17 protein-coding genes and 1 pseudogene are annotated in these 20869 nt (G+C 67.5%); 5 read left to right on the forward strand and 13 right to left on the reverse strand.

What is annotated here, in order from left to right:
• Positions 1–105 precede the first annotated feature (105 nt).
• Entirely contained in the window at positions 106–603 is a 498-nt protein-coding gene (locus tag E7Y32_RS16215; protein WP_186467024.1) for a hypothetical protein, read from the forward strand.
• A 45-nt stretch (positions 604–648) separates the two neighbouring features.
• Here the strand turns inward: E7Y32_RS16215 and E7Y32_RS01900 are convergent.
• The 5 genes and pseudogenes from E7Y32_RS01900 to E7Y32_RS01915 form a co-directional block, all read right to left on the reverse strand.
• Positions 649–2459, reverse strand: a pseudogene (locus E7Y32_RS01900) (gamma-glutamyltransferase family protein).
• A 3-nt stretch (positions 2460–2462) separates the two neighbouring features.
• On the reverse strand, positions 2463–2606 hold the full coding sequence (locus tag E7Y32_RS16220) for a hypothetical protein (RefSeq protein WP_186467025.1): 144 nt from the start codon (positions 2604–2606) through the stop codon (positions 2463–2465).
• A gap of 1 nt (position 2607) precedes the next feature.
• Entirely contained in the window at positions 2608–4002 is a 1395-nt protein-coding gene (locus E7Y32_RS01905; RefSeq protein ID WP_146335593.1) for an OFA family MFS transporter, read from the reverse strand.
• Between the two features lie 159 nt (positions 4003–4161).
• Positions 4162–6570, reverse strand: a complete 2409-nt coding sequence (locus tag E7Y32_RS01910) for a Tex family protein (RefSeq protein WP_146335594.1) — start codon at positions 6568–6570, stop codon at positions 4162–4164.
• A 15-nt stretch (positions 6571–6585) separates the two neighbouring features.
• Complete coding sequence (locus tag E7Y32_RS01915; RefSeq protein WP_146335595.1) at positions 6586–7200, reverse strand: heme-binding protein; 615 nt, start codon at positions 7198–7200, stop codon at positions 6586–6588.
• 121 nt (positions 7201–7321) lie between these two features.
• Between E7Y32_RS01915 and E7Y32_RS01920 the strand changes: the two genes are divergently transcribed.
• The gene (locus E7Y32_RS01920; protein ID WP_146335596.1) at positions 7322–10945 is read left to right on the forward strand and encodes a bifunctional RecB family nuclease/DEAD/DEAH box helicase; all 3624 of its coding nucleotides are present in this window, start codon (positions 7322–7324) and stop codon (positions 10943–10945) included.
• A gap of 197 nt (positions 10946–11142) precedes the next feature.
• Here the strand turns inward: E7Y32_RS01920 and E7Y32_RS01925 are convergent, their stop codons facing one another.
• From E7Y32_RS01925 to E7Y32_RS01935, 4 genes are all read right to left on the reverse strand, one after another.
• On the reverse strand, positions 11143–12213 hold the full coding sequence (locus E7Y32_RS01925) for an alkene reductase (protein ID WP_146335597.1): 1071 nt from the start codon (positions 12211–12213) through the stop codon (positions 11143–11145).
• Positions 12214–12303: 90 nt separating this feature from the next.
• Complete coding sequence (locus E7Y32_RS16380) at positions 12304–13092, reverse strand: PKD domain-containing protein (protein ID WP_261382512.1); 789 nt, start codon at positions 13090–13092, stop codon at positions 12304–12306.
• Positions 13093–13235: 143 nt separating this feature from the next.
• A complete protein-coding gene (locus E7Y32_RS16535) occupies positions 13236–13895 on the reverse strand; it encodes a DUF6318 family protein (protein ID WP_222433452.1) in 660 nt (219 codons plus the stop codon).
• Positions 13896–14121: 226 nt separating this feature from the next.
• Positions 14122–14757, reverse strand: coding sequence for a type IV secretion system protein (locus tag E7Y32_RS01935; RefSeq protein ID WP_146335598.1), 636 nt, complete (start codon positions 14755–14757; stop codon positions 14122–14124).
• Between the two features lie 258 nt (positions 14758–15015).
• On the opposite strand from E7Y32_RS01935, the gene E7Y32_RS01940 reads away from it, so the two are divergent.
• The 3 genes from E7Y32_RS01940 to E7Y32_RS01950 all read left to right on the forward strand — a co-directional run bounded on the left by E7Y32_RS01940 (position 15016) and on the right by E7Y32_RS01950 (position 16464).
• A complete protein-coding gene (locus tag E7Y32_RS01940) occupies positions 15016–15450 on the forward strand; it encodes a pyridoxamine 5'-phosphate oxidase family protein (RefSeq protein ID WP_146335599.1) in 435 nt (144 codons plus the stop codon).
• Positions 15451–15558: 108 nt separating this feature from the next.
• The gene (locus E7Y32_RS01945; RefSeq protein WP_146335600.1) at positions 15559–16032 is read left to right on the forward strand and encodes a very short patch repair endonuclease; all 474 of its coding nucleotides are present in this window, start codon (positions 15559–15561) and stop codon (positions 16030–16032) included.
• A 174-nt stretch (positions 16033–16206) separates the two neighbouring features.
• Positions 16207–16464 (forward strand): hypothetical protein, encoded by a 258-nt coding sequence (locus E7Y32_RS01950; protein WP_261382513.1) that lies wholly within the window; start codon positions 16207–16209, stop codon positions 16462–16464.
• An 18-nt stretch (positions 16465–16482) separates the two neighbouring features.
• On the opposite strand, the gene E7Y32_RS01955 is transcribed toward E7Y32_RS01950, so the two are convergent.
• The 4 genes from E7Y32_RS01955 to E7Y32_RS01970 form a co-directional block, all read right to left on the reverse strand.
• The gene (locus E7Y32_RS01955; RefSeq protein WP_261382514.1) at positions 16483–17727 is read right to left on the reverse strand and encodes an McrC family protein; all 1245 of its coding nucleotides are present in this window, start codon (positions 17725–17727) and stop codon (positions 16483–16485) included.
• Complete coding sequence (locus E7Y32_RS01960) at positions 17714–19945, reverse strand: McrB family protein (protein WP_146335601.1); 2232 nt, start codon at positions 19943–19945, stop codon at positions 17714–17716. The genes E7Y32_RS01955 and E7Y32_RS01960 overlap by 14 nt, the downstream gene beginning before the upstream one ends.
• A gap of 116 nt (positions 19946–20061) precedes the next feature.
• Positions 20062–20316 carry a hypothetical protein gene (locus tag E7Y32_RS01965; RefSeq protein ID WP_146335602.1) on the reverse strand — a complete coding sequence of 85 codons (255 nt, stop codon included), beginning with the start codon at positions 20314–20316 and terminating at the stop codon, positions 20062–20064.
• A 91-nt stretch (positions 20317–20407) separates the two neighbouring features.
• Positions 20408–20839 (reverse strand): thioesterase family protein, encoded by a 432-nt coding sequence (locus E7Y32_RS01970; protein ID WP_146335603.1) that lies wholly within the window; start codon positions 20837–20839, stop codon positions 20408–20410.
• Positions 20840–20869: the final 30 nt, after the last annotated feature.

Below are 20869 nucleotides of genomic sequence, written 5' to 3' on the forward strand. Positions count from 1 at the left end.
ACGAGCGCCCTCCGGTGGTCAGCGGGCAGTACTTATCAATTCCTCGGATCCGTGGTGTGATGACTGGTACGTGGCCGTTGCGGAACCGTTCAAAGGGGAACTTCCATGACCCAGGGCAGCAACTTCAGCACTCTTCCTACTCGCCGTTCCAGCCTGGCGAGCGCTCTGGTAATCCTTACTGCCTTCGCCGCCGTGCTGTGCTGGTGGATCGGCCTGACGGGATACTTCATCGTTGGCGGCGCAGCCAGTGGCGGCTACGGGCTGGCTGTCTTTGCCGCCGTTCCAGCGCTGGCCACCGCCGCCACCTACTTCATCGCACGGCGCACCGGGCGTCCCGCCTCGTCATCCGCAGCCCCAACCCGCTTGACGACTCTCCCGGCCCACGGCCGCCCTGACGGCAACCGCCGGCCGGCACGCGATGCCCTCATCGTCATAGGTGGGTTCGCGGCAGCGCTGTTTTGGTGGGTCGGGCTCACGGGGTACCTCGCCATTGGGGGCGTGGCCAGTGGCGCAGCCGGGGTCGCACTGTTCCTTGCCGTCCCGGCTGCCCTAACCATCGGAACGTATCTGGCGGGCCGCCGTCGAAGTGGGCCCAGCCCCTAGACCCTCGGCCGCCCAATCCAAAGGAACTCCTTCGGTTGAGCAGATCTACCTGCCCGCGGCGTACCCCTGGGCGCCACGAGGATTGGCCGCGGCCTGCAGCACCCCGGTCGCCGGGTCCCTGACGACGGCGGACAACCGGCCAAGCGTCCAGCCGCCGGCCACCGTCACCACGTGACCGCGGCGCTCGAGGCCGGCGATGACGTCCACGCCCAGCCGGTCCTCCACCACGGCGCCGCCGGGTTCCCAGGTCCGCGGCCAGAATGATCCGGGCATCGACGTCGTATGGAACGTGGGTGCGTCGATGGCCTGCTGCGGTGAGTAGCCGCCCACGATCGTGCGCAGCAGGTACGGCAACTGCCACTGATCCTGCTGGTCGCCGCCGGGGGAACCCAGCGCGGTCACCGCGCGTCCCTCACGGAGCACCAGCGTCGGAGTAAGGGTCGTGCGGGGCCGCTTGCCGGGCGTAAGTGTGGAGGGTGTGCCCGGCTCAAGCCACGTCATCTGCAGCCGGGTCCCAAGGCAGAAACCCAGCTCGGGAATCGCCGGCGAGGACTGAAGCCAGCCGCCCGACGGCGTGGCCGAGACCATGTTGCCCCAGCGGTCCACGACGTCGATGTGGCAGGTATCGCCCCGGGTTTCCCCGCTCGGCGCCACGGTCGGCTCCCCGACGCCGAGGCCCACAGAACCCACTTGGGCGAGGGCCGGCGGCGTGTACTCGGTCCGCAAAACCGGCAAATACGGCGCCCGCCCCGGCACCCGCCCCGGCCGGAACTCGTGGGACGCCCGGTCGCTGATCAGCGCCCGGCGCCCCGCGCAGTACTCGTCGGAAAACAAATACTCCAGCGGCACGTCCGTGTCCCCGTAGTACGCCTCCCGGTCCGCCAGCGCCAGCTTCTGCGCCTCCAGGATCGTGTGCGCCCCGAGCTCGGTGGACGGGTCGAGGAAGCGGTCCTCGAACCCGTCGAGGATGGCGAGGGTCTGCAGCAGCGCCGGCCCCTGCCCCCACGGCCCGGTCTTGGCGATGGTGTGTCCGCGGAACTCCACGGTGGCCGCCGCCTCGTAGCCGGCCGCGAAGCTGGCCAGATCGACGAGCGCCAGCACTCCGGCATGGTCGGTGCCGGACGAGTGCCGGTGCGGGGCCTGAACGGACTCCACCATCGCGTGCGCGACGAAACCCTCGCGCCACTCCCGCCGGGCGGCATCGATCCGGGACTCCCGGGAACCGCTGGGCAGCCCGGCTGCGATGAGCCGTTCCAGGGTCCGGGCATAGGCGGGGTTCCGGATGAGCTCCCCCTCTGCGGGGATCCTTCCGCCGGGCATCACAGCTCGGCCGAGCTGGGCCAGTGCTCCTGGAACAGCTCCGCCACCGCGGCGATCGTGGTGCCGACGCGGCCGAGCATCGGGTGCCCGTCGCGGGCGTAGCCGATCGCGAACTCCAGCACGGCCTCCAGTTCCCAGGTCCCGTGGTCGCGCAACAGCAGAAGCCAGGCGTCGACGGCGGCGGGCACGGCGGCGGCGAGCGCCCCGGATCCCGGGACCAGCTCCAGCCCCTCGGCGCGGTAGTGCTCCACCGTGGCCGCGGCCGGAGCCGGTCCCTGGCCCATCAGCACCACGGGCTTGCCGGGGTCCGACGCCGTCACGAAAACGCCGGTCATGTCCCCGCCGGGGCCGTTGAGGTGGGGCTCCACGACGTGCAGTACAAAGGCGCCGGCCGTGGCGGCGTCGAACGCGTTTCCGCCGCGTTCGAGCACCGCCTGGGCCGCCGCCGTCGCGAGCCAGTGCGTGGAGGCACTCATCCCGAAGGTGCCATGCAGGGTGGGGCGGGTGGTGAACTGCTCAGGTGCGGTGAAGGTCATGGATCAGCCGAACAGCGCCGCCACGCGGGTGAGGGTTTCGTAGACCCCGTAGGCCAGCGGAACTCCGACCAGAGCCCAGGCCACGGCCAGCCGGCCGGTGGACGCTTTGACGGCCGTCTGCGCCCCGGGGGTGTGTGCTGTGCTCATCTCAGGCCTCCATGGCAGGTTCGTGCGACCGCTCGCGGTCCGGGCGGGGTTCGTGGAATCGTGCGTCGACCGGATTGACCAGCAGGTTGGCGATGAAACCAACCACCAGCAGTGCCACCATGGTCAGCAGCGCCGGCTGGTAGGACGCGGCGGTCAACTTGCCGGGCGTGCCCTGGGCGTCCAGGAAGGCGTTGACGATCAGCGGCCCGGCGACGCCGGCGGCAGACCAGGCGGTCAGCAACCGGCCGTGGATGGCGCCGACTTGGAAGGTGCCGAAGAGGTCCCGCAGGTAGGCCGGGACGGTTGCGAAGCCGCCGCCGTAGAAAGAGATGATGAGGAACGCGAGCGCCACGTAAAGGATGGTGGTGGTGGATCCGGCCAGGGCCAGCACCGTGTAAAGCAGGGCGCCGACGCCCAGGTACACCATGTAGATGCGCTTGCGGCCCGTTACGTCGGAAGTGGAGGACCAGGCGAAGCGCCCGGCCATGTTGCCAATGGAGAGCAGCCCGACGAAGCCGGCGGCAACGGCGGCGCTGACCAAGGACGCGCCGTCGGACTGGCGGAAGAAGTCCTGGATCATCGGCGCGGCCTGTTCCAGGATGCCGATGCCCGCGGTGACGTTGCAGAACAGGGCGATCCAGACCAGCCAGAACTGCTTGGTCTTAATGGCGTTCTTGGCCGAGACGTTCTCTGTGGTGACGAGCTTGGCGGCCTTGACCTTCGCGGGGTCGAAGCCTGCCGGCTTCCAGCCGTCGGCCGGGACCTTGATGGTGAAGGCGCCGAAGAGCATGTAGGCAAGATAGACGACGGCGAGGGTCAGGAAGAGCTTGCCTACGGAGTCGCCGCTGGCCACCCAGCCCTTGGCGCCGGAGGTCGGGTCGTACATCTTCAGCAGCGCGGTGGAGACGGGGCTGGCGATCAGCGCGCCGCCGCCGAAGCCCATGATGGCCATACCGGTGGCGAGGCCCGGCCGGTCAGGGAACCACTTGATCAGGGTGGACACGGGCGAGATATAGCCGATGCCCAGGCCGATGCCGCCAACAAAGCCGTAGCCGAGGTAGACGAGCCACAGCTGATGCGTGAAGATGCCGAGCGAGCCGATCAGGAAGCCGCTGACCCAGAACATGGCCGAGGTGAACATCGCCTTGCGGGGGCCGTTTTTATCCACCCAGGTGCCCATGATGGCGGCCGACAGGCCCAGCATCACGATGGCAATGGAGAAGATCACTCCGATTTCGGTCAGGCTGGCACCGAAGTGCTTGACCAGCGCCGTTTTGTAGACGCTCGTCGCGTAGGCCTGGCCGATGCACAGGTGGACGGCGAGCGCCGCAGGCGGCACCAGCCAACGGTTGAATCCCGGCGGTGCGATGGTTCGGTCCCGGTCCAGCCAGCCCATAATTGCTCCCCTCGATTTGTCTGGCGACGTCGATGTCCCAGCGATCCAGAGGCCAAAGCCCTAAATCTGGGCAGTTGCCTCCGGCAATCATGGTGCAAATCATCAGTAAACGTAGGGTTTGTGCGCCGAGCGGTAGGGAATCCGCGACGAACGGTGGGCTTACTTTCCGAGACCCGCTTTCCGGAGCGCCTCGGCCATCGCGGTGTTGGCCGGCGCCGGAGCCAGCTGCGATGTCCCCGGTCGACCGGGTGCCGGCCGCGGGGCTTGCTTGGGCTGGTCCCGCCGAGCGGCGGCCCCGGCCGAACGCCCGGCGGACCCCGCCGGACGCCCGGCGGACGCCGGACGCCCCGCGGACGTCGCCGGTTCGTCGTCGAGCCGCAGCGTCAGTGAGATGCGCTTGCGCTCCGGATCGGCCTCGAGCACCTTGACCCGGACCACCTGGCCGGACTTGACCACCTCGCGGGGGTCGGCGACGAACCGGTTGGCCAGCGCGGAAACGTGCACCAGCCCGTCCTGGTGCACTCCGACGTCGACGAACGCACCGAACGCCGCCACGTTGGTGACGGTCCCCTCCAGCACCATGCCGGGCTTGAGGTCGGAGATCTTCTCGACGCCCTCCAGGAACGTCGCTGCCGCGAACGCCGGACGCGGGTCCCGGCCTGGTTTTTCCAGCTCGGCGATGATGTCCCGCACGGTGGGCAGGCCGAACGCTCCGTCCACGAAGTCCTGCGGATTCAGCGCGGACAGGTCCCGGCCCGTCCCGGCTGCGGCTTTGATTTTCCGGGCCACCGGGTAGGCCTCCGGGTGCACGCTGGAGGCGTCCAGCGGCTCCGCTCCCCCGGTGATGCGCAGGAAGCCGGCGCACTGCTCGAAGGCCTTGGCGCCCAGCCGCGGCACCTTCTTGAGTTCGCTGCGCTTGCTGAACGGACCGTGCTCGTTCCGGTAGGCCACGATGTTCTCACTCAGCAGCGGTCCGACCCCCGCCACCCGGCTCAGCAGCGCGGGCGAGGCGGTGTTGACGTCCACGCCGACGGCGTTGACGCAGTCCTCGACGACGGCGTCGAGGCTCCGGTCCAGCTTCGCCGCCGTGACGTCGTGCTGGTATTGCCCGACGCCGATCGACTTCGGCTCGATCTTCACCAGCTCCGCGAGCGGGTCCTGCAGCCGCCGCGCGATCGACACCGCACCGCGTAGCGAGACGTCCATGCCGGGCAGCTCGGCCGCGGCGAGCGCCGACGCGGAATACACCGAGGCGCCGGCCTCGGAGACCACAAGCTTCTGCGGCGCGCGGCCGGCTGCGGCGCCGAGCTCCTTGATCAGCTCGGCCGCAAGCTTGTCCGTCTCCCGCGAGGCGGTGCCGTTGCCGATCGCGACAAGTTCGACGCCGTGCTTGCGGGCGAGGTCCACGAGGGTCCGCAGCGCTTCGTCCCACTTCCGGGCCGGGGAGTGCGGGTACACCGTGTCGGTCGCGACCACCTTGCCCGTGCCGTCCACCACCGCCACCTTCACGCCCGTCCGCAGTCCCGGGTCCAGGCCAAGGGTGGCCCGGTTGCCGGCCGGCGCCGCGAGCAGCACGTCCCGGAGGTTGGCGGCGAACACCCGCACGGCCTCGTCCTCGGCCGCGGCAAACATCCGGCTGCGCAGGTCGCCGCTGAGCCGGCTGAGCACCCGGGAGCGCCAGGCCTGCTGGGCGGTCTGCAGCAGCCACGCGTCGGCGGGACGGCCGCGGTCGGAGACCCCGAGGAACCTGGCCACGGCGGCCTCGTACCGGCCGCGCGCGGCGGCCAGGGCGGCGTCGTCGTCCAGATCCGCTTCGGACAGATCCAGCTCCAGCACGCCGTCCTTTTCGCCGCGCAGCAGCGCGAGGACCCGGTGCGAGGGCATCCCGGATGGCGACTGGGAGAACTCGAAGTAGTCCTTGAACTTCTGCCCCTCGGCTTCCTTGCCCTTCTTGACGCGCGAGACCATCCGGCCTTGGGTCCAGAGCCGCTCCCGCAGCGTGGCGGCAAGGTCGGCGTCCTGGCCGGCGCGCTCGACCAGGATGGACCGGGCCCCGGCGAGCGCCGCGGCGGGGTCCTCGATGGAATGTTCAGGGTTCAGGTAGTTGGCTGCTTCGCGTTCCGGGTCCAGCTCCGGGCGCTTGAGCAGCGTGTCCGCAAGCGGCTCCAGGCCGGCCTCCCGGGCGATCTGGGCCTTGGTCCGCCGCTTGGACTTGAACGGGAGATAGATGTCCTCCAGCCGCGACTTCGTTTCGGCGGCGACGACGGCGGCCTGCAGATCGGGCGTAAGCGCCCCTTGCGCGGCGATCGCCTCGAGGACGGTCCGACGGCGGTCCTCGAGCTCGCGCAGGTAGCGCAGCCGCTCCTCGAGCCCGCGGAGCTGGGTGTCGTCCAGGGTGCCGGTGGCTTCCTTGCGGTAGCGGGCGATGAACGGCACGGTGGACCCGGCGTCGAGCAGCTCCACGGCGGCCTTCACCTGCCAGGGCTGCACCCCGAGTTCGGCGGCGATCTGGGTTTCAACCGGGGTGGTCTTGGCGGGGTGCTGCGGGAGTTGGCTCACCCAGCCCATTTTGCCTTACCCGGGTCAGGCGCCCGGCGTCCCCGAGGCGGTCCCGGGTTCCTGCACGTCTTGGACCACCTCGTTGTGGCGCAGGAACCACGGCTTGAACGGCGGGTCGAAGCGGGCGAAGCGCGGCGGGCCCACGGCGGTCAGCCCGGCCAGGGCCAACGCGGCCTGCAGCCCCTCGTTACGCCGCTCGAAGGCAGTCTCCGAGCCGCTCCCAGAAAAGCGGACGGCCGCGGCGAGGGAGCCGGGCACCGCCCGGATCTTGACGTCGGGGTTGGTCGGGACCGGCGCCGTCTCGGCGGTCAGGCCCGCGGGCAGGACAAAGGCGACCACAAAATCGGCCGGCGCGTCTTTGCCCGGCAGCGGGCCGCTTTGGAGCACCGGAGCGGTCATCGCCAGCTTCTGCGGTGTCCCCGGCGATCCGGTTCCCTGGATGACCGGGGCCGTCATCGCCAGCTTCTGCGAGGCGGTGTTCTTGCCGCTGATGTAGTTGAAGAGGTGGCGGAAGGCGGCGTTGCCGGCGCGGTCAAAGCTGGCGGTGACGCGTATTTCCGCGACAACATGCGCGGGATAGCGGCGCAGCTCGAAATGCGGGTAGCGCTGGACCAGCTCAAACGGTTGCTGTTCGGTCATGGTCTTGTCGACCTTACGCCCCTCCCGCGCCGGCGGCCAGAGTCTCGGTGTCAGAGGGCTTTGATAGCTTGGCAGCAGGGACATCGATCAGCGGCGGATCAACGAAGCAAGGCGGGGCACAGTGTTTTTCCTTGAACCGGAAGTAGCGGGCGCGGCACCGGAGTTGGTCTACTCCGCGAGCGACCTGGTGGTGGCGGTGGACTGCGAGTACCAGCTGCTGCGGAAGCTCGATGAGAAGCTCGGCCGCGCTCCCAAAGCCGATTTCGGTCCCGACGAGATGCTCGAGCATGCGGCGGACCTGGGCGAGGTGCACGAGCGCAAGGTCCTGGCCGGGTTCGTCGAAGAGTTCGGGACCTGGGATCCGGCCCGCAGCCGCGGCGTGTACGACGTCGTCCCCGCCACGGCCATGGACCGCGCCACCCTGACGGCCAAGCACCACGAATCGATCCAGGCGCTGCGTGCGGGCGCCGACGTCGTCTTCCAGGCAGCGTTCTTCGACGGGCAGTTCCACGGCCGTTCCGACTTCCTGGTGCGCCAGCCCGACGGCGCGTACGCCGTGTTCGACACCAAGCTCGCCCGCCACGCCAAGGTGACCGCCCTGCTCCAGCTCGCCGCGTACGGCGACCAGCTCCTGAAGGCCGGCATCCCGGTGGATCCAGCCGTGACCCTGGTGCTGGGCGCCACCGTGCAGCTGGCCGACGGCGGCTTTGACTACGTCCGGAGCCACCACAAACTCGCCGAGATCCTGCCGGTCTTCCGGGAACGGCGCGAACGCTTCCTGGCCCTGACCGCCGCGCACATAGCTCAGCCCGGCACCGTCCGGTGGGGCGCGGAAAGTATCACCGCCTGCGGCCGCTGCGACTACTGCCAGGAGCAGGTCAAAGCCACCGATGATCTGCTCCTCGTGGCGCGGATGAACTCGGTGCAGCGCAAGAACCTGCACGGGCTCGGCATCCACACGGTCACGGAACTCGCGCACGCCACGCTCACCAAGCCCACTCCTGTGCTGGAGCGGTTGCAGGAACAGGCCCGGATCCAGAGCGGCGTCGGCCCGGCGGACGGGCAGGTGCGATACATCAAGGACGGCGGGGAGCACACCCTGCGCTACGCGGTCCTGCCGCAGAACACCCTGGCCGAGCTGCCTCCGCCGAGCCCCGGCGATATCTTCTTCGATTTCGAGGGCGACCCGCTATGGCAGGAGAGCGCCACCGGGGTGTGGGGGCTCGAGTACCTCTTCGGCGTGACCGAGGCACCCACCGGGCCGGGCGTTCCGGGGGTGTTCCGGCCGTTCTGGGCGCACAGCCGGGCGGCGGAGAAGCAGGCCTTCCTGGACTTCCTGGAGTACGTGGAGAAACGCCGGCGGGACTATCCGGACATGCATGTCTACCACTACGCCGCCTATGAGAAGACGGCGCTCCGCAAGCTCTCGGTGCAGCACGTCGCTGGGGAGGACGTCGTGGACGAGTGGCTCCGCGGGGGCCTGCTGGTGGACCTGTACCAGACGGTCCGCAACAGCATCCGCATCTCGGAGAACTCGTACAGCATCAAGAAGCTCGAGCCGCTCTACATGGGGACCAAGCTCCGGTCCGGCGACGTGAAGGATGCCGGGGCCTCCGTGGTGGCGTACGCCAAGTACTGCGACGCGCGTGACGACGGCCGGGCCGAGGAGGCAGCCGGGATCCTTGCCGCCATCTCCGATTACAACGAATACGACTGCCTCTCCACTCTGGAGCTGCGGAACTGGCTGCTGCGACGGGCGGAGGAACGCGGGATCACGCCCGGCGGCGGAGGGTCAGGGCCCCTGGGTTCGGCGAGCGCCGGCGCGGCGGACGTGGACGACGACGGCGGCGCCTTGGGCGCTCCGCCCGCGGCGGGCCCGGCGGAGCAAGCCCTGCTGGCGTTTGCTGAGCCCGGAAGTGGCGTCCCCGAGGCGGACCGCAAAGCCGTCGCCATGCTGGCGGCGGCCGTGAGCTACCACCGCCGGGAGCGCAAGTCGTTCTGGTGGTCGCACTTCGACCGGTGCGAGTATGGTCCGGACACACATCAGCGGGACCGGAACGTTTTCCTGGTCGAATCCGCTGAGATCCTTGACGACTGGCGGCAGGAAGGCAGGAAGCTCCCGGAGCGTCGGGTCAAGCTGACCGGCACGGTGACGCCGGGCTCGGACCTGCGGGAAGGCAGCACCTGGTTCCGCATGTACGAGCATCCGCTTCCCGCCGGGCTGGAAGGCACCGGCAAGAAGGGGGTTGGCCGGAACGGATGGTTCGGCACGGAGGTCCTGGAACTGGGCGACGACGAGGGCAAGGACACCGTCATCATCCGGGACCGCCTGCACCGGAACATCCCGCCCCACAATGAGCTGCCCATCGCATTGACCGAGGACCAGCCGCTCGCCACCAAAAGTTTGGAGCAGGCGCTGGAGTCCTTGGCTGCTACGGTGGCCGCCGGACTGGGCTCCGGGTCCCTCCCCCGCCATCCCGCCCTTGACTTGGTCCGCCGGCTGCCGCCCCGGCTGGCCGCCGGCGTATCCCTGCCGCAGCCCGGCGAGGGAGCGGACCGCTTCATCGACGCCATCACGGCGGCGGTGCTGGGCCTCGATCACTCCTACCTCGCCGTGCAGGGTCCCCCCGGAACCGGCAAGACCCATGTGGGCTCCCACGTCATTGCCCGGCTTGTGGCCCGCGGCTGGAAGGTCGGCGTCGTCGGCCAATCCCACGCCGTGGTGGAGAACCTGCTGACCACCGCCGTCACCAAGGCCGGCGTTGATCCGGAACGGGTCGCCAAGGACGTCAAGCACGGCAATCCCTTGCCGTGGGCGGCGCGTTCCGCCGGTGATGTCGCGGCGCTGCTGGGCTCACGCGGCGGCGCCCTGATCGGCGGCACCGCCTGGACCATGACCGGCGCCGGCGTCCCGGCCGGCTCGCTGGATCTGCTGGTGATCGACGAGGCCGGCCAGTTCTCCCTGGCCAACACGCTCGCGGTGGCCAAGGCGAGCAGCCGCCTGCTCCTGCTCGGCGACCCGCAGCAGCTGCCGCAGGTGAGCCAGGGCAGGCACCCGGAGCCGGTGGACGAATCGGCCCTGGGCTGGATCTCCGCAGGGCACGCCACCCTCCCGCCGGAGCTGGGCTACTTCCTGGCCGACTCGTGGCGGATGCACTCCGAGCTCTGCCTGGCCGTGTCCGAGCTTTCCTACGAGGGCCGGTTGCGCTCCGCGCCGTCCGCGGACCTGCGGCGCCTGGACGGAGTTCCCGCCGGGATCGAGACGGTGATGGTGCCGCACAGCGGAAACACGACGTCGTCCCCGGAGGAAGCCGCCGAGGTGGTCCGGCAGGTGCGGCGTCACCTGGGGCTAACGTGGCACACGCCGGACGGCTCGCGGCCGCTCGAGCCCGCCGACATCCTGGTGGTGGCTGCCTACAACGCCCAGGTGAACCTCATTCGCGAGGCCCTGGACCGGGCCGCCCTGTTCGGGGTGCGGGTGGGCACGGTGGACAAGTTCCAAGGCCAGGAAGCGGCGGTGGTGATCGTCTCGATGGCGTGTTCCGCCGTGGCCGAGGCGCCGCGGGGCATGGAGTTCCTGCTCTCCCGTAACCGCATCAACGTGGCGGTCTCGCGCGGGCAGTGGCGCGCCGTCATCGTGCGGGCCCCGGAACTGACGAACTACCTGCCGCTCCATCCGGAAGGCCTGGAGCAGCTCGGCGGCTTCATCGGCCTCTGCCAGCGGTCAGTGCCGGCCTCACCCTAGGGACATGCCCATTTTGGGCCGCCACCACTGGACATGCCCATCTTCTAGGTACGCCACGGGACATGCCCTTTGCTTTCGGGCCGCGCGGCGGGACATGTCCATTCTTAAAAGCGAACAGTGGACAGAATAGGATTCTGTCCACTGTTCGCGGCATGCAATGGGCATGTCCCGCCCAGGACTCGCCCGGGGCGGCGTTGCTAGTTCTGGTAGGCCGGGTAGTCGGTGTACCCCTCGGCGCCGTCGGTGTAGAAGGTGGCCGCGTCCGGTTCGTTGACGGGGAGGCCTTCGCGCCAGCGTCGCACCAGGTCCGGGTTGGCGATGGCGGGACGTCCGACGACCACGCCGTCCGTGTGGCCGTCCGAGACCAGGGACTTGGCCTCTTCGGCGGTGGTGATGACGCCGAAGCCGGTGTTTAGGAGGAAGGTGCCGGCAAACCGCGTGCGCAGCTCCTGGACCAGCTCGCTGGTGGGTTCCTTGTGAAGGACGCTAAGGTACGCAAGCTTCAGCGGCGCCAGGGCGTCCACCAGATAGCCGTACGTTTCGCGGACGTCGACGGCGTCCAGCTCCAGGGCGCCCTGGACGTTGTGCTCGGGCGAGATGCGGATGCCCACACGGTCCGCGCCGATGGCGTCGACAACGGCCTGGACAGTCTCGATGACGAAACGGGCCCGGTTTTCAGGTGAGCCGCCGTAGTTGTCGTCGCGCTGGTTCGCAGCTGGCGTCAGGAATTCGTGCAGCAGGTAACCGTTCGCGGAGTGAAGTTCGACGCCGTCGAAGCCGGCCTCGATCGCGTTGCGCGAGGCCCGGACGAACTCCTCACGGATGCCGGGGAGCTCTTCGGTTGTCAGGGCGCGCGGGGTGGGAAACGCCTGCTTGCCCTCGTAGGTGCGGGTCACGCCGTCGATGGCGATGGCGCTGGGGGCGACAACCCCGTGGCCACCGGTGGTGTCCTCGTGCGTAACTCGGCCGGCGTGCATGACCTGGGCAAAGATCCGGCCGCCCTCGGCGTGGACTGCGGCGGTGACGTCAGCCCAGCCCTTGAGCTGTTCCTCAGTAACGAGGCCCGGCTGGCCCGGGAAACCGCGTCCGGCCGGGCTGGGATAGGTGCCTTCGCTGACAATCAGGCCGAGCGAGGCGCGCTGCCGGTAATGCTCCACCACCAGCGGTCCCGGGACGCCTTCCCTGCCGGAACGGAGGCGGGTCAGCGGCGCCATCACGAGTCGGTTCGGGGCTTCCATTTGTCCGATGGTCAGGGGGGAAAAAAGCATGCGCAGTTCCTTTCACAGTGGATTGTGTCCACTGGCGCAAACTCCACGGCGTCTGCAACTATTCCGGCTGAGACTCGTGTCACGATCGGATCAGCGCGAGGGCTGCGGCGCTCCCGGGCACCCCTGGCCTTGCGGATTCTTGAGGCAGTCGTCCGCGTAATTGCGGGTGATGGACCGCCACACGCTGACGGTTTGGGGCGCGGAGCTGAACTGCCCTTGGCCCGGGATAGGCAGCGGCGGTCCGCCGTTCACGGAGTACGTTCCCTGGAAATGGGTGGTCAACACCACGGAAAAGTCGCCGGTTTGCGTGTAGACGTGGCTGGTGGCCGTCTTCTCGCCCCACCGCTCCTGCGGCAACGGACCGCCTGTTGCTGTTGTTGGTCCCAGCGAAGTGCCGTCACCATAATTCCAGGAGTACTGGACGGGTTTGGCGTCGACATGGACATCCTGAGCGAGGATCTTGATGTCGAACTGCTGCGGATCCGCTTCCGCGAAGAAGTTTGTTTCCGCACCACGCAGAGTATGCGGGCTGGGTTGCGCGGTTGCTTTGCCGGCGACGATTGGCAGTTTCTGAAACTCTGTTTGGATCAGGGCTGCGATTCGAGGCAACAATTCTTCAGGCCGCGCATCAAACAGGCACGTTGGGCCGGAATGATACGTCCAGACCGGATTCGGCACCCCCGCGGGAGCCTTGAGCCAGACGACGGGAATCCCCTCAGTACCGTCGGGGCCGTTCTTGCAGTCCACGAGTAACGCCAAACACTCGGTGTCGAAGTCACCGCCGCCAAGGTGGCACTGGAGCTCGTACTTATATTGGTTCGGGTCATTGGCAGGAATTCCGGGTTCCAACGGAACGAATTTGCCCGAAACCGGGTCCATCCTCCACCCACCGACATTCACGCCTTGATTCCCGAAACCAGCGTCGATCCCGTCGTCGCCGCTAGCGGAACTCGAGAGAGGGAACGCAAGGACCACAACTAGGGCCAATACCAACAGAATGTCCGACCGGACGCGGGAGGAGATCATCGGATTGGGTGAAGTCCCGTGACTTGCCACGCACCATCTCGGAAAGCAGTCAGCATTACATTGCCGGTATCGGAAGGTGGAGTCGGAGGACGGAACTGAGAGCCCCCGGGTTTGAAATAGGTGATCATGGACTGCTGAACCTGCACGACAACTTGATAATTTCCGTCTGTTCCGGCATCAAAGTTTGCGTTTATGGAGGGCGCTTCGATCCGTCCTCCCGCGATCCACCCGTCGTCCTCATAGTTCTTCTCCAAAGACTTCGAGATATTTGAGCAGAACTCGCAGGCGTCGGAAGTTACAGATGTTAGACCAGATGTTTTACCTGTCTCATACGCGAAGTTAAGTTGCTTAAACCAGTACCTCGCGAAGGCCTCCAGCCCTTCCTTCGTCTCCGCTTTCGCCGCCTCCGGGAGTACGGGGACCGGGACGTTTTGGGCCCTGCCCGAGGCATCGGCCGGCTTGTAGCTGGCGGTCGGGCTCGGCGTCGGGGTCGGCGTCGGGGCTGCGGAAGCCGCAGAGGAAGGTGGGCCGCTACCTACCGTGGCGCCGGGCGAAGCGTGGCCGCCGGTGCAGGCCGTTGCCGACAGAACAGCGGCGATGAGCAGAGCGGCTGAGGCTATGTGCCTGCGGCTGGAGATTGGAATGCGAGATGTCATGTTCAGCTAATCCCCCGATAGAAATCAAGACGTCCTGAATCCAAACAATGCCTAAGGGTAACTGAGATCGCCTTCGGGCCGTAAGAGTTATCCACAGCCGATTCTTCCGGGACGGCGCGCGCTGCGTGAACAGTCACCGCCCTCACAGAAACAAGGGCGCCGCAAGGGTTTTCACCCCTGCGACGCCCTGCCGCTGCCCCGGAACCACAGCCCGGTTAAGGCTCAGCTACTTCTTGTTGGCCCCAAGTCCCGAACCGCTGCAGGAGGCCATGGCGCCCTGGCCGGTTCCGGAGTTCTTCGAGATGGACTTGCCGTCGAAGAGGATCTTGCAGCCGACAACTGCCGCAGCATTCGAGTAGTCGCCGGTGACAACCAGGGAGACGAAGTCCGAGTTCTTCACGGTCTGCTCCTTCTTCCAGTCAGTAGTGATGTCCTCGTTGGACGATCCACCGCTGGTCCAGTAACTGACGGACGCTTTCCCGTTCGTCGTCACCACGTATTCAACCTTGTGCTCCGAGTTGAGCGCTTGGTCGGCCGAGGAGACAGCGGCGGACAGCACAGCCATCCAGATGGCTGCAATTACGATGCTCAGGATGCCCAGCACGACGCCAGCGACCGCAGCGCCCTTCTTCGCGAGCTTACGGGTGACCCCGATGATGCCGAACAGAACCGCCAGCGGGCCCAGGACGAAGGCCACCACGCCCATGACCGGAATGAAGGAAAAGACGACGGCGACGATGCCGAGCACCAGCGCGGCGACGCCCCAGCCGTTACCCTTCGAGACAGGAGTCGGCGCGGACGGAACGGCTGCAGGCGCGGGCGTATCTGCGGGTGCGGTGCCCTGTGAATTGAAAGTACTCATGATTCCCCATGTTTCTTGACCAGGCAGTGCCTGGCGGTGCGAAGTGTTCGCGCCCAAGCGCCCCCAATGGCGCTAAGGGGCATCCCCCTCCAGTGCCCCGAATGCCCCTGACGGGCGGACGCTTGATGGGATGCAATCCGAACAAGAAGAACGTTAGGGAGGGGGTCCGACAATTTAGCGCCGGTGACCTTGGAAGCAGCGAAATTCAAGTTTCCATCGCCTCTGGCATTTTTCTACGCCGGACAGAACAATGAGCCCATGATGTTCGAACACGCAGACGGCAGCCCGATCCTGAACCTGACCGAGGATCAAATCTGGAAACTCATCGAAGGGACCAAACACGGCAGACTCGTCGTCACCGTGGCTGGGGAACCGGACATTTTTCCGGTGAATTATGCGGTCAGCGACCGTAAGCTCTACCTGCGCACGGCGCCCGGCAACAAACTCGCCGAACTGACCATCAATTCCAAGGTGCTATTCGAAACCGACGGCATCCTCTCCGACGAGGCGTGGTCGGTGGTGGTCCGCGGCACGGCCCGCGCCCTCGAGCAGTCATCGGAGATTGCGGCCGCGGAGACGCTGGGGCTCAAACCGTGGGTGCCGACGCTGAAGGACTTCTACGTCGAAATTGAGCCTACGTCGGTCAGCGGCCGCCACTTCCAGTTTGGCGAACACCCCGAGCGGGAAATCTAGGCCAAACGGCCTCCGCTGCCCTGTTGCCCGGCCCCCGCCGAACTCTTCCGGCTCCCTTCCGCCGAACCCGCCGACGCCGCTCCAGCTAGCGCGGCCTAGACTTAAACCATGGCGGACAGTCTGACCCCGGAGCGGCGCAGCTGGAACATGTCACGCATCCGGGGCAAGAACACCAAGCCCGAGTTGCTGGTCCGCCGTATGCTCCACGCCAAGGGCTACCGCTACCGGTTGCACGGCACGGCCCGAGGCGGCAGGCTCCCCGGAAACCCCGATCTGGTCTTTGCCGGCCGCCAGAAGGTCATCTTCGTCAATGGCTGCTTCTGGCATTTCCACGGCTGCCGGGTCGGGCAGCATGCGCCGAAATCCAACACCGAGTTCTGGGAGACCAAGCGGACCCGCACCCGGAACCGCGACGCCGAACAGCACCGCCAGCTCGAGGGCTCGGGCTGGCAGGTGCTCACCGTCTGGGAATGCGAGCTCAAAGACCTATCCGCCCTCGAGCAGCAGCTCGACACTTTCCTGGGCGCACCCCGGCGTGCCCCGCGACGCGAAAATAATTCGTACGCCACATCCGAAATATGATCACGGATCCCGGTAATCTCAGCAGCACCGGCGGGGCAGCCTACGTATAGTCACCGAATTGCCTCGCCGCCGACCCGAGACAGACTGGTCCACCTGGGCTAAAATCGAAACTCGGGGACTAGGACTCTATAGGTCAGTACGTGGGGGTACTACAAACTCCGCAGGAGAAGCACGATGCCACATTTGTTGTTGTCCACCGAGACCCGCACGCGGCACGCTGCCCGGAGCCCCGAGACATCAGACGATCTGGAGCCTCTGCGCAGGCAGGTGTCCGCCATCATCGACGCCATCCTCTCGGAAACCAAACCCGAAGAGGCCCTCGTCCGTGAACAGCTCCGCCGGCATGTAGCCAACAATCCCGGCCAGCCCGAGAAGGCGCTGCTGAACCACCTGCTCTCCATCTCCACGACCGTGCAGGACGACACCGCTTAGGTTCCCCAGAGTCGGCAGTCAGCGGCTGATCGAAGCCTGCCGCACCACTTCGCCCCACGACTGTTGTGCCAGGTCCGCCACGGAGGCCAGGATTTCCGCCGGCGGCAGGGACAGATCCAGCGGGAATTCCACCACGTCGATGTCCGTGTTGAGGATCCGCCGAAGTTTGATCTCCCCCGAACCCGGGTAGACCAGCCACGCCGTCGGCACCCGCAGCGAAGTGCAGTACGCCAGCATCCGGTAGTGGTCGCCGGAGAGGGAGGCGCCGACGTCGGACGCCGCTTTGTACTTCGCGTCGTACACCACCACGGGCCGGCCGCCGAGCAAATGCACCGCGCCCGGTTGCACCATGATCCGGTCGGAATCCCGCACCGCCTCATTGAGCATCGAGTTGTAGCGCAGCCGTGTCTCCCCCGGGTAGGCCGCCATGGCCTCCCGCAGCGCGGTGCCGACGAAGTCCTCGAAGACCTTGGACATGTCCACCACAAACGACGCCGAGTGCTGCTTGCCGTCGCCGGCCTCGGCCGAGGCGTTGCGCAGGATTACCTCGGCGAGCCGCAGGGCCGCGTGGTACCGCACGTTCATCCGGCTGGCCCGCCACTGCGGCAGCGGCGCGCCGGACTGCAGGCCCGTCACGGCGTCGAGCTTGCCCTTCAGCCGACGCAGCCGGCTGAGCACATCGGCCCGCACCCCCGGCACCTGCGACATCCGTTCGAGGGCAGCACGCAGGATGCGGTTTTCCGGGATGTCCTCGGTGAACTCGTCGTAGGACACCTCGAGCGGCACCAGCATCCCGGGCCGCCGCGAGATCTGGTCCGAGATCCGGATCCGGCCTTTAACGGTGCGCAAGGACTCGTCGACGTTCAGGTAGCCCTGCAGCACGCCGCGGCTGAGAGCCCGGTCCGCCAGCTGTGCCAGCGACTCGGCCAGGGCGCTCCACAGGTCGGTGTCCTCGACGGCGGCGACGGCGTCGTCCCGGAAACCCTGGTTCTCCGTGTAACCGAGCAGGAACAGCAGCCGCCCGAGCCCCAGCCGTTCCTTGGGCCGGACTTCCAGCTGCACCGTGGGGGTCCGCACGGACCCGACCTTGCCCACCGGTTCGATCCGGAACAGGCCCATGCCCAGCGGCGAGGCCTTGGCCAGGCCGCTGCCGTTGATGTAGGCGGCGCTGCCGGCGTCGATCCGTTCCACCACTCCCCCGGACAACTCGTCCAGGACGATGTGCCGGACGGCGCCGTCGGGGGCGGGACTAGACGCGCGCAAGGCGGGCCAACAGCTGCTCCAGGCCGAACCGCTCCTCCAGCTGCGCCCGGTTCAGCTGGCCGTGGTAGTGCTCCTCGAGCAGCGGCATCAGCTCGTACTTCCATATCCGGCGCAGTCCGGTGGGGGTCTGGGCTGCTTTCTTCATGAAGTAGGACGGCCCGATCATCAGGTCCCGGTCCCACTCGTCGATGGCGTTGTTCAGTTCATCGAGCAGCAGCGCCGGCGTGGTGTCCAGCTCGCGGGACTGCAGGAAGCGCAGCAGCGTCCCCTTCACCGGCTCGGTCTTGGGGTGCAGTTCGATAAAGGAGAACCGGCGGCGAATGGCGGCATCCATCATCGCGATGGAACGGTCGGCGGTGTTCATGGTGCCGATGATGTACAGGTTGTCCGGCAGCGAGAACGGCTCGGTGGGGCTGTACTGCAGGTAGATCCGGTCGTCGCGGTATTCGAGCAGGAAGTACAGCTCGCCGAAGACCTTCGCCAGGTTGGCCCGGTTCATCTCGTCGATGATCAGGAAGTACGGCTTGCTCTCGTTGCCGGGCTTCGCGGCCTCCTCGGCCAGCCGGCGCAGCGGTCCGGCGACCAATTTGAAGGACACCTGGCCCTCGTCGGTCTTGTCCGGGCGGTAGCCCTCGAAGAAGTCCTCGTAGGCGTAGGAGGGGTGGAACTGGACGAGTTTGACCCGTTCGTCGCCGGTGTCGCCCGCCAATTCGGCCGCGAGGTGCTTGGCCAGGTAGGTCTTTCCGGTGCCGGGAGGACCGTAGAGGACCAGCTGGCGGTTTTCCGCCAGCAGCTCGGCGATTTCCTGCAAGGGCTCAAGATCCATGTGCAGGGACGCGGCGAACTCGGCCGTCAGCGGCCGGAAACCCTCGCAGGGAGGTTCGACGACGGCGTCCGGCTCGGCGGCGTCGTCCGCTTCGGCCTCCGCTTCGGCCGGGAGCAGCGTGTCCAGCGACTGGATCACCCTGGTGACGTCCACGATCAGCCCGGAGCTGGCCAGCTGGCGCTGCACGTGCCTGGGCAGCTCCGCCGTGGAGTGGACCTCATCGAACCAGCGGACCTTGCGGCGCAGCCGGCGGTTGTCCTCATGGTGCTCGGGCTCGCCGAGCACCACGCCCACGCGGACGGCCCCGGAGTGCTGGTACAGCGTGAGGTCCCCCGGTTTCATCACGGTCAGGAACGCGAAGATGGCGGTTTTGGTGTCCTCACGCTCCACATAACTCAAGTGCTTGTAGTCCTCGTCCACGGCGTGCTGCACCAGGCCGGCGGTCACGCCCGGGTCCAGCAGGCGGAGGTGCTCGACGTCGAGCGTCACGGCTTCCTCGCCCTGCCACGCGGCGAGCAGCTCGGCATTGTCGTGGTGGCTGCGCAGCAGCCAGGCGCGGCGGCCGGGGTCGCCCACCTTCCGCCACTGGCTGACCAGCTGCCGGGAGTACCAGTCGATCCGCTGCCCGGCCTGTTCATCCAGGTGCAGCCGGATGCGGTGGATGTCCGCGGAGACTTCCTCGTCGGAATCCCCCTTGGCGCCGCCGACCAGGGAAGCGAAGGCGTCGCGGATTTCCTGGCGTTCGACGTCGGCAACTACGGGTTCGAAATAGCTGGGCCAGACCAGGAACTCGATGCTGCGCCGGATCGCCGGCTGGTCCTCGGGCGTGCCCGCGGTCAGGCTGTGGAAGGCGAGCGGGTCCTTGATGGCGGCCTGGACGACGCCCGCCGGCCGCTGCGCAACGTGCTGGACGAACCGGCACAGCCACTTCAGGTGGTCCCAGATGGTCCAGTTGAATTCGGCGGTGCGGTCCCGGATCACGCCGTGGTCTGTCATCCCGGCGTAGAGCTCCTCCGGCAACTCCAGCGGCGGCTCCAGCCAGGAGGCGGCCTCGGCCACGCGTGCCCGCTTGACCTTGAGCGACTTAACTTCATGCGCGAGCGGCAGCGATTGCAGGAACAACAGTTCCACGGCCAGCTGCTTTGCCCCGCGGGTCGCGCCCTCGAGGTTCTCCCGGAGGTTGGTCATCATGGGAGCCTTGGGGTCGGGGACGCCCCGCTCGAGGCGCTCCAGCAGTTCCGCGGCCGCGGGAACTGACCACGTCCGGGTGCGGCCGTCCAGCGGCGAGGCCTTCCCCAGCAGCCCCGGTCCCAGCACGAACCAGGCCGCGTCTTCGATCTCTTTGGAGACGCCGAGGGCACGGTGCATGGCAGGCTTTTTGGTTGGGGTCATACCCCCAATTTACAGGCTTAAGCTGAACGCCCGCATCATGCGGGGCCCGTGGGCTACCGGAGAGTAGGTTTCTGCCGGAACGCCCGGAGTGCGCCGGCGAGGCGGCCGGAAGGCGCTTACTTCGCGGCCGGCCGGCGCTTGACGCCGAAAGTGAAGTAGGTGCCCGGGCCGACGAAGTTGATGAGGGTGGCGGCCCGCCACAGGGCCTTGCTGCCGCGGATTTCCTCCGCCGGACGCCGCGAAATGTCGCGCTGGGCGGCGACCAGGAGGGAGAGCTGGACGACGGCGGCCGTGATGGTGCCGAACTTCGCCATCGGCGAGAGTTCTTTCCAGGTTTTCTTCCGTGCCCGCGTCTTGCTTCGCTTGGCCATGAGCCCTGCTCCTTGCTTCGAGTATCTAGACCTGTTCAGGCATCCCCCGGGCCTGATCAGTCTAGGACCGATCCCGGCGTCGAGGTAGGGCCTAGCGGGTCTGGCGGGCGGCCGTGAACGGAGCCAGCTTGGCCTTCTGCTCGGGGGTCAGTCGCACCACGCGCCCGGTGGCCTCATCCACAAACGCCAAGTGGCTGCTGGCCTTAACGCAGTCCTCGCCCGTCACGGGGTCCTGCACGAGGTAGTGGATGTCGAAGCTGGCGCCCTTGACCGCACCGACCCACAGCTGCACGACGGCGGGCACATTGCGGTACTCCAGCGTCCGGACGTAGCGGATCTTGTGTTCCACGACGAGCGCCAGCGTCCCTTCCGGGACCTCGTTGAACAGAGACACCTCGGGTTCGACGCCTGGCAGGCCGGCCCCACGGGGCGGCCCGAACGCGGCGATTCGGGCCTCCTCCAGGATCCGGACGAGCTGGACGTTGTTGATGTGGCCGTAGGCGTCCATGTCGCCCCAGCGCATCGGCACCTTGACCTCGAGGCGCGGCGGTTC

This window comes from Arthrobacter sp. UKPF54-2, from assembly GCF_007858535.1.
GTDB lineage: Bacteria > Actinomycetota > Actinomycetes > Actinomycetales > Micrococcaceae > Arthrobacter.

What these genes read in the sequence shown, in the direction of transcription:
- E7Y32_RS01905 (WP_146335593.1), bottom strand. Translation starts at nt 4,002, where the DNA reads ATGGGCTGGCTGGACCGGGACCGAACCATCGCACCGCCGGGATTCAAC.
- E7Y32_RS01925 (WP_146335597.1), bottom strand. Translation starts at nt 12,213, where the DNA reads ATGCTTTTTTCCCCCCTGACCATCGGACAAATGGAAGCCCCGAACCGA.
- E7Y32_RS01960 (WP_146335601.1), bottom strand. Translation starts at nt 19,945, where the DNA reads ATGACCCCAACCAAAAAGCCTGCCATGCACCGTGCCCTCGGCGTCTCC.
- E7Y32_RS01970 (WP_146335603.1), bottom strand. Translation starts at nt 20,839, where the DNA reads ATGCGCTGGGGCGACATGGACGCCTACGGCCACATCAACAACGTCCAG.
- E7Y32_RS01935 (WP_146335598.1), bottom strand. Translation starts at nt 14,757, where the DNA reads ATGAGTACTTTCAATTCACAGGGCACCGCACCCGCAGATACGCCCGCG.
- E7Y32_RS01940 (WP_146335599.1), top strand. Translation starts at nt 15,016, where the DNA reads ATGATGTTCGAACACGCAGACGGCAGCCCGATCCTGAACCTGACCGAG.
- E7Y32_RS01910 (WP_146335594.1), bottom strand. Translation starts at nt 6,570, where the DNA reads ATGGGCTGGGTGAGCCAACTCCCGCAGCACCCCGCCAAGACCACCCCG.
- E7Y32_RS01945 (WP_146335600.1), top strand. Translation starts at nt 15,559, where the DNA reads ATGGCGGACAGTCTGACCCCGGAGCGGCGCAGCTGGAACATGTCACGC.
- E7Y32_RS16380 (WP_261382512.1), bottom strand. Translation starts at nt 13,092, where the DNA reads ATGGACCCGGTTTCGGGCAAATTCGTTCCGTTGGAACCCGGAATTCCT.
- E7Y32_RS16535 (WP_222433452.1), bottom strand. Translation starts at nt 13,895, where the DNA reads ATGACATCTCGCATTCCAATCTCCAGCCGCAGGCACATAGCCTCAGCC.
- E7Y32_RS16220 (WP_186467025.1), bottom strand. Translation starts at nt 2,606, where the DNA reads ATGAGCACAGCACACACCCCCGGGGCGCAGACGGCCGTCAAAGCGTCC.
- E7Y32_RS01965 (WP_146335602.1), bottom strand. Translation starts at nt 20,316, where the DNA reads ATGGCCAAGCGAAGCAAGACGCGGGCACGGAAGAAAACCTGGAAAGAA.
- E7Y32_RS01915 (WP_146335595.1), bottom strand. Translation starts at nt 7,200, where the DNA reads ATGACCGAACAGCAACCGTTTGAGCTGGTCCAGCGCTACCCGCATTTC.
- E7Y32_RS16215 (WP_186467024.1), top strand. Translation starts at nt 106, where the DNA reads ATGACCCAGGGCAGCAACTTCAGCACTCTTCCTACTCGCCGTTCCAGC.
- E7Y32_RS01950 (WP_261382513.1), top strand. Translation starts at nt 16,207, where the DNA reads ATGCCACATTTGTTGTTGTCCACCGAGACCCGCACGCGGCACGCTGCC.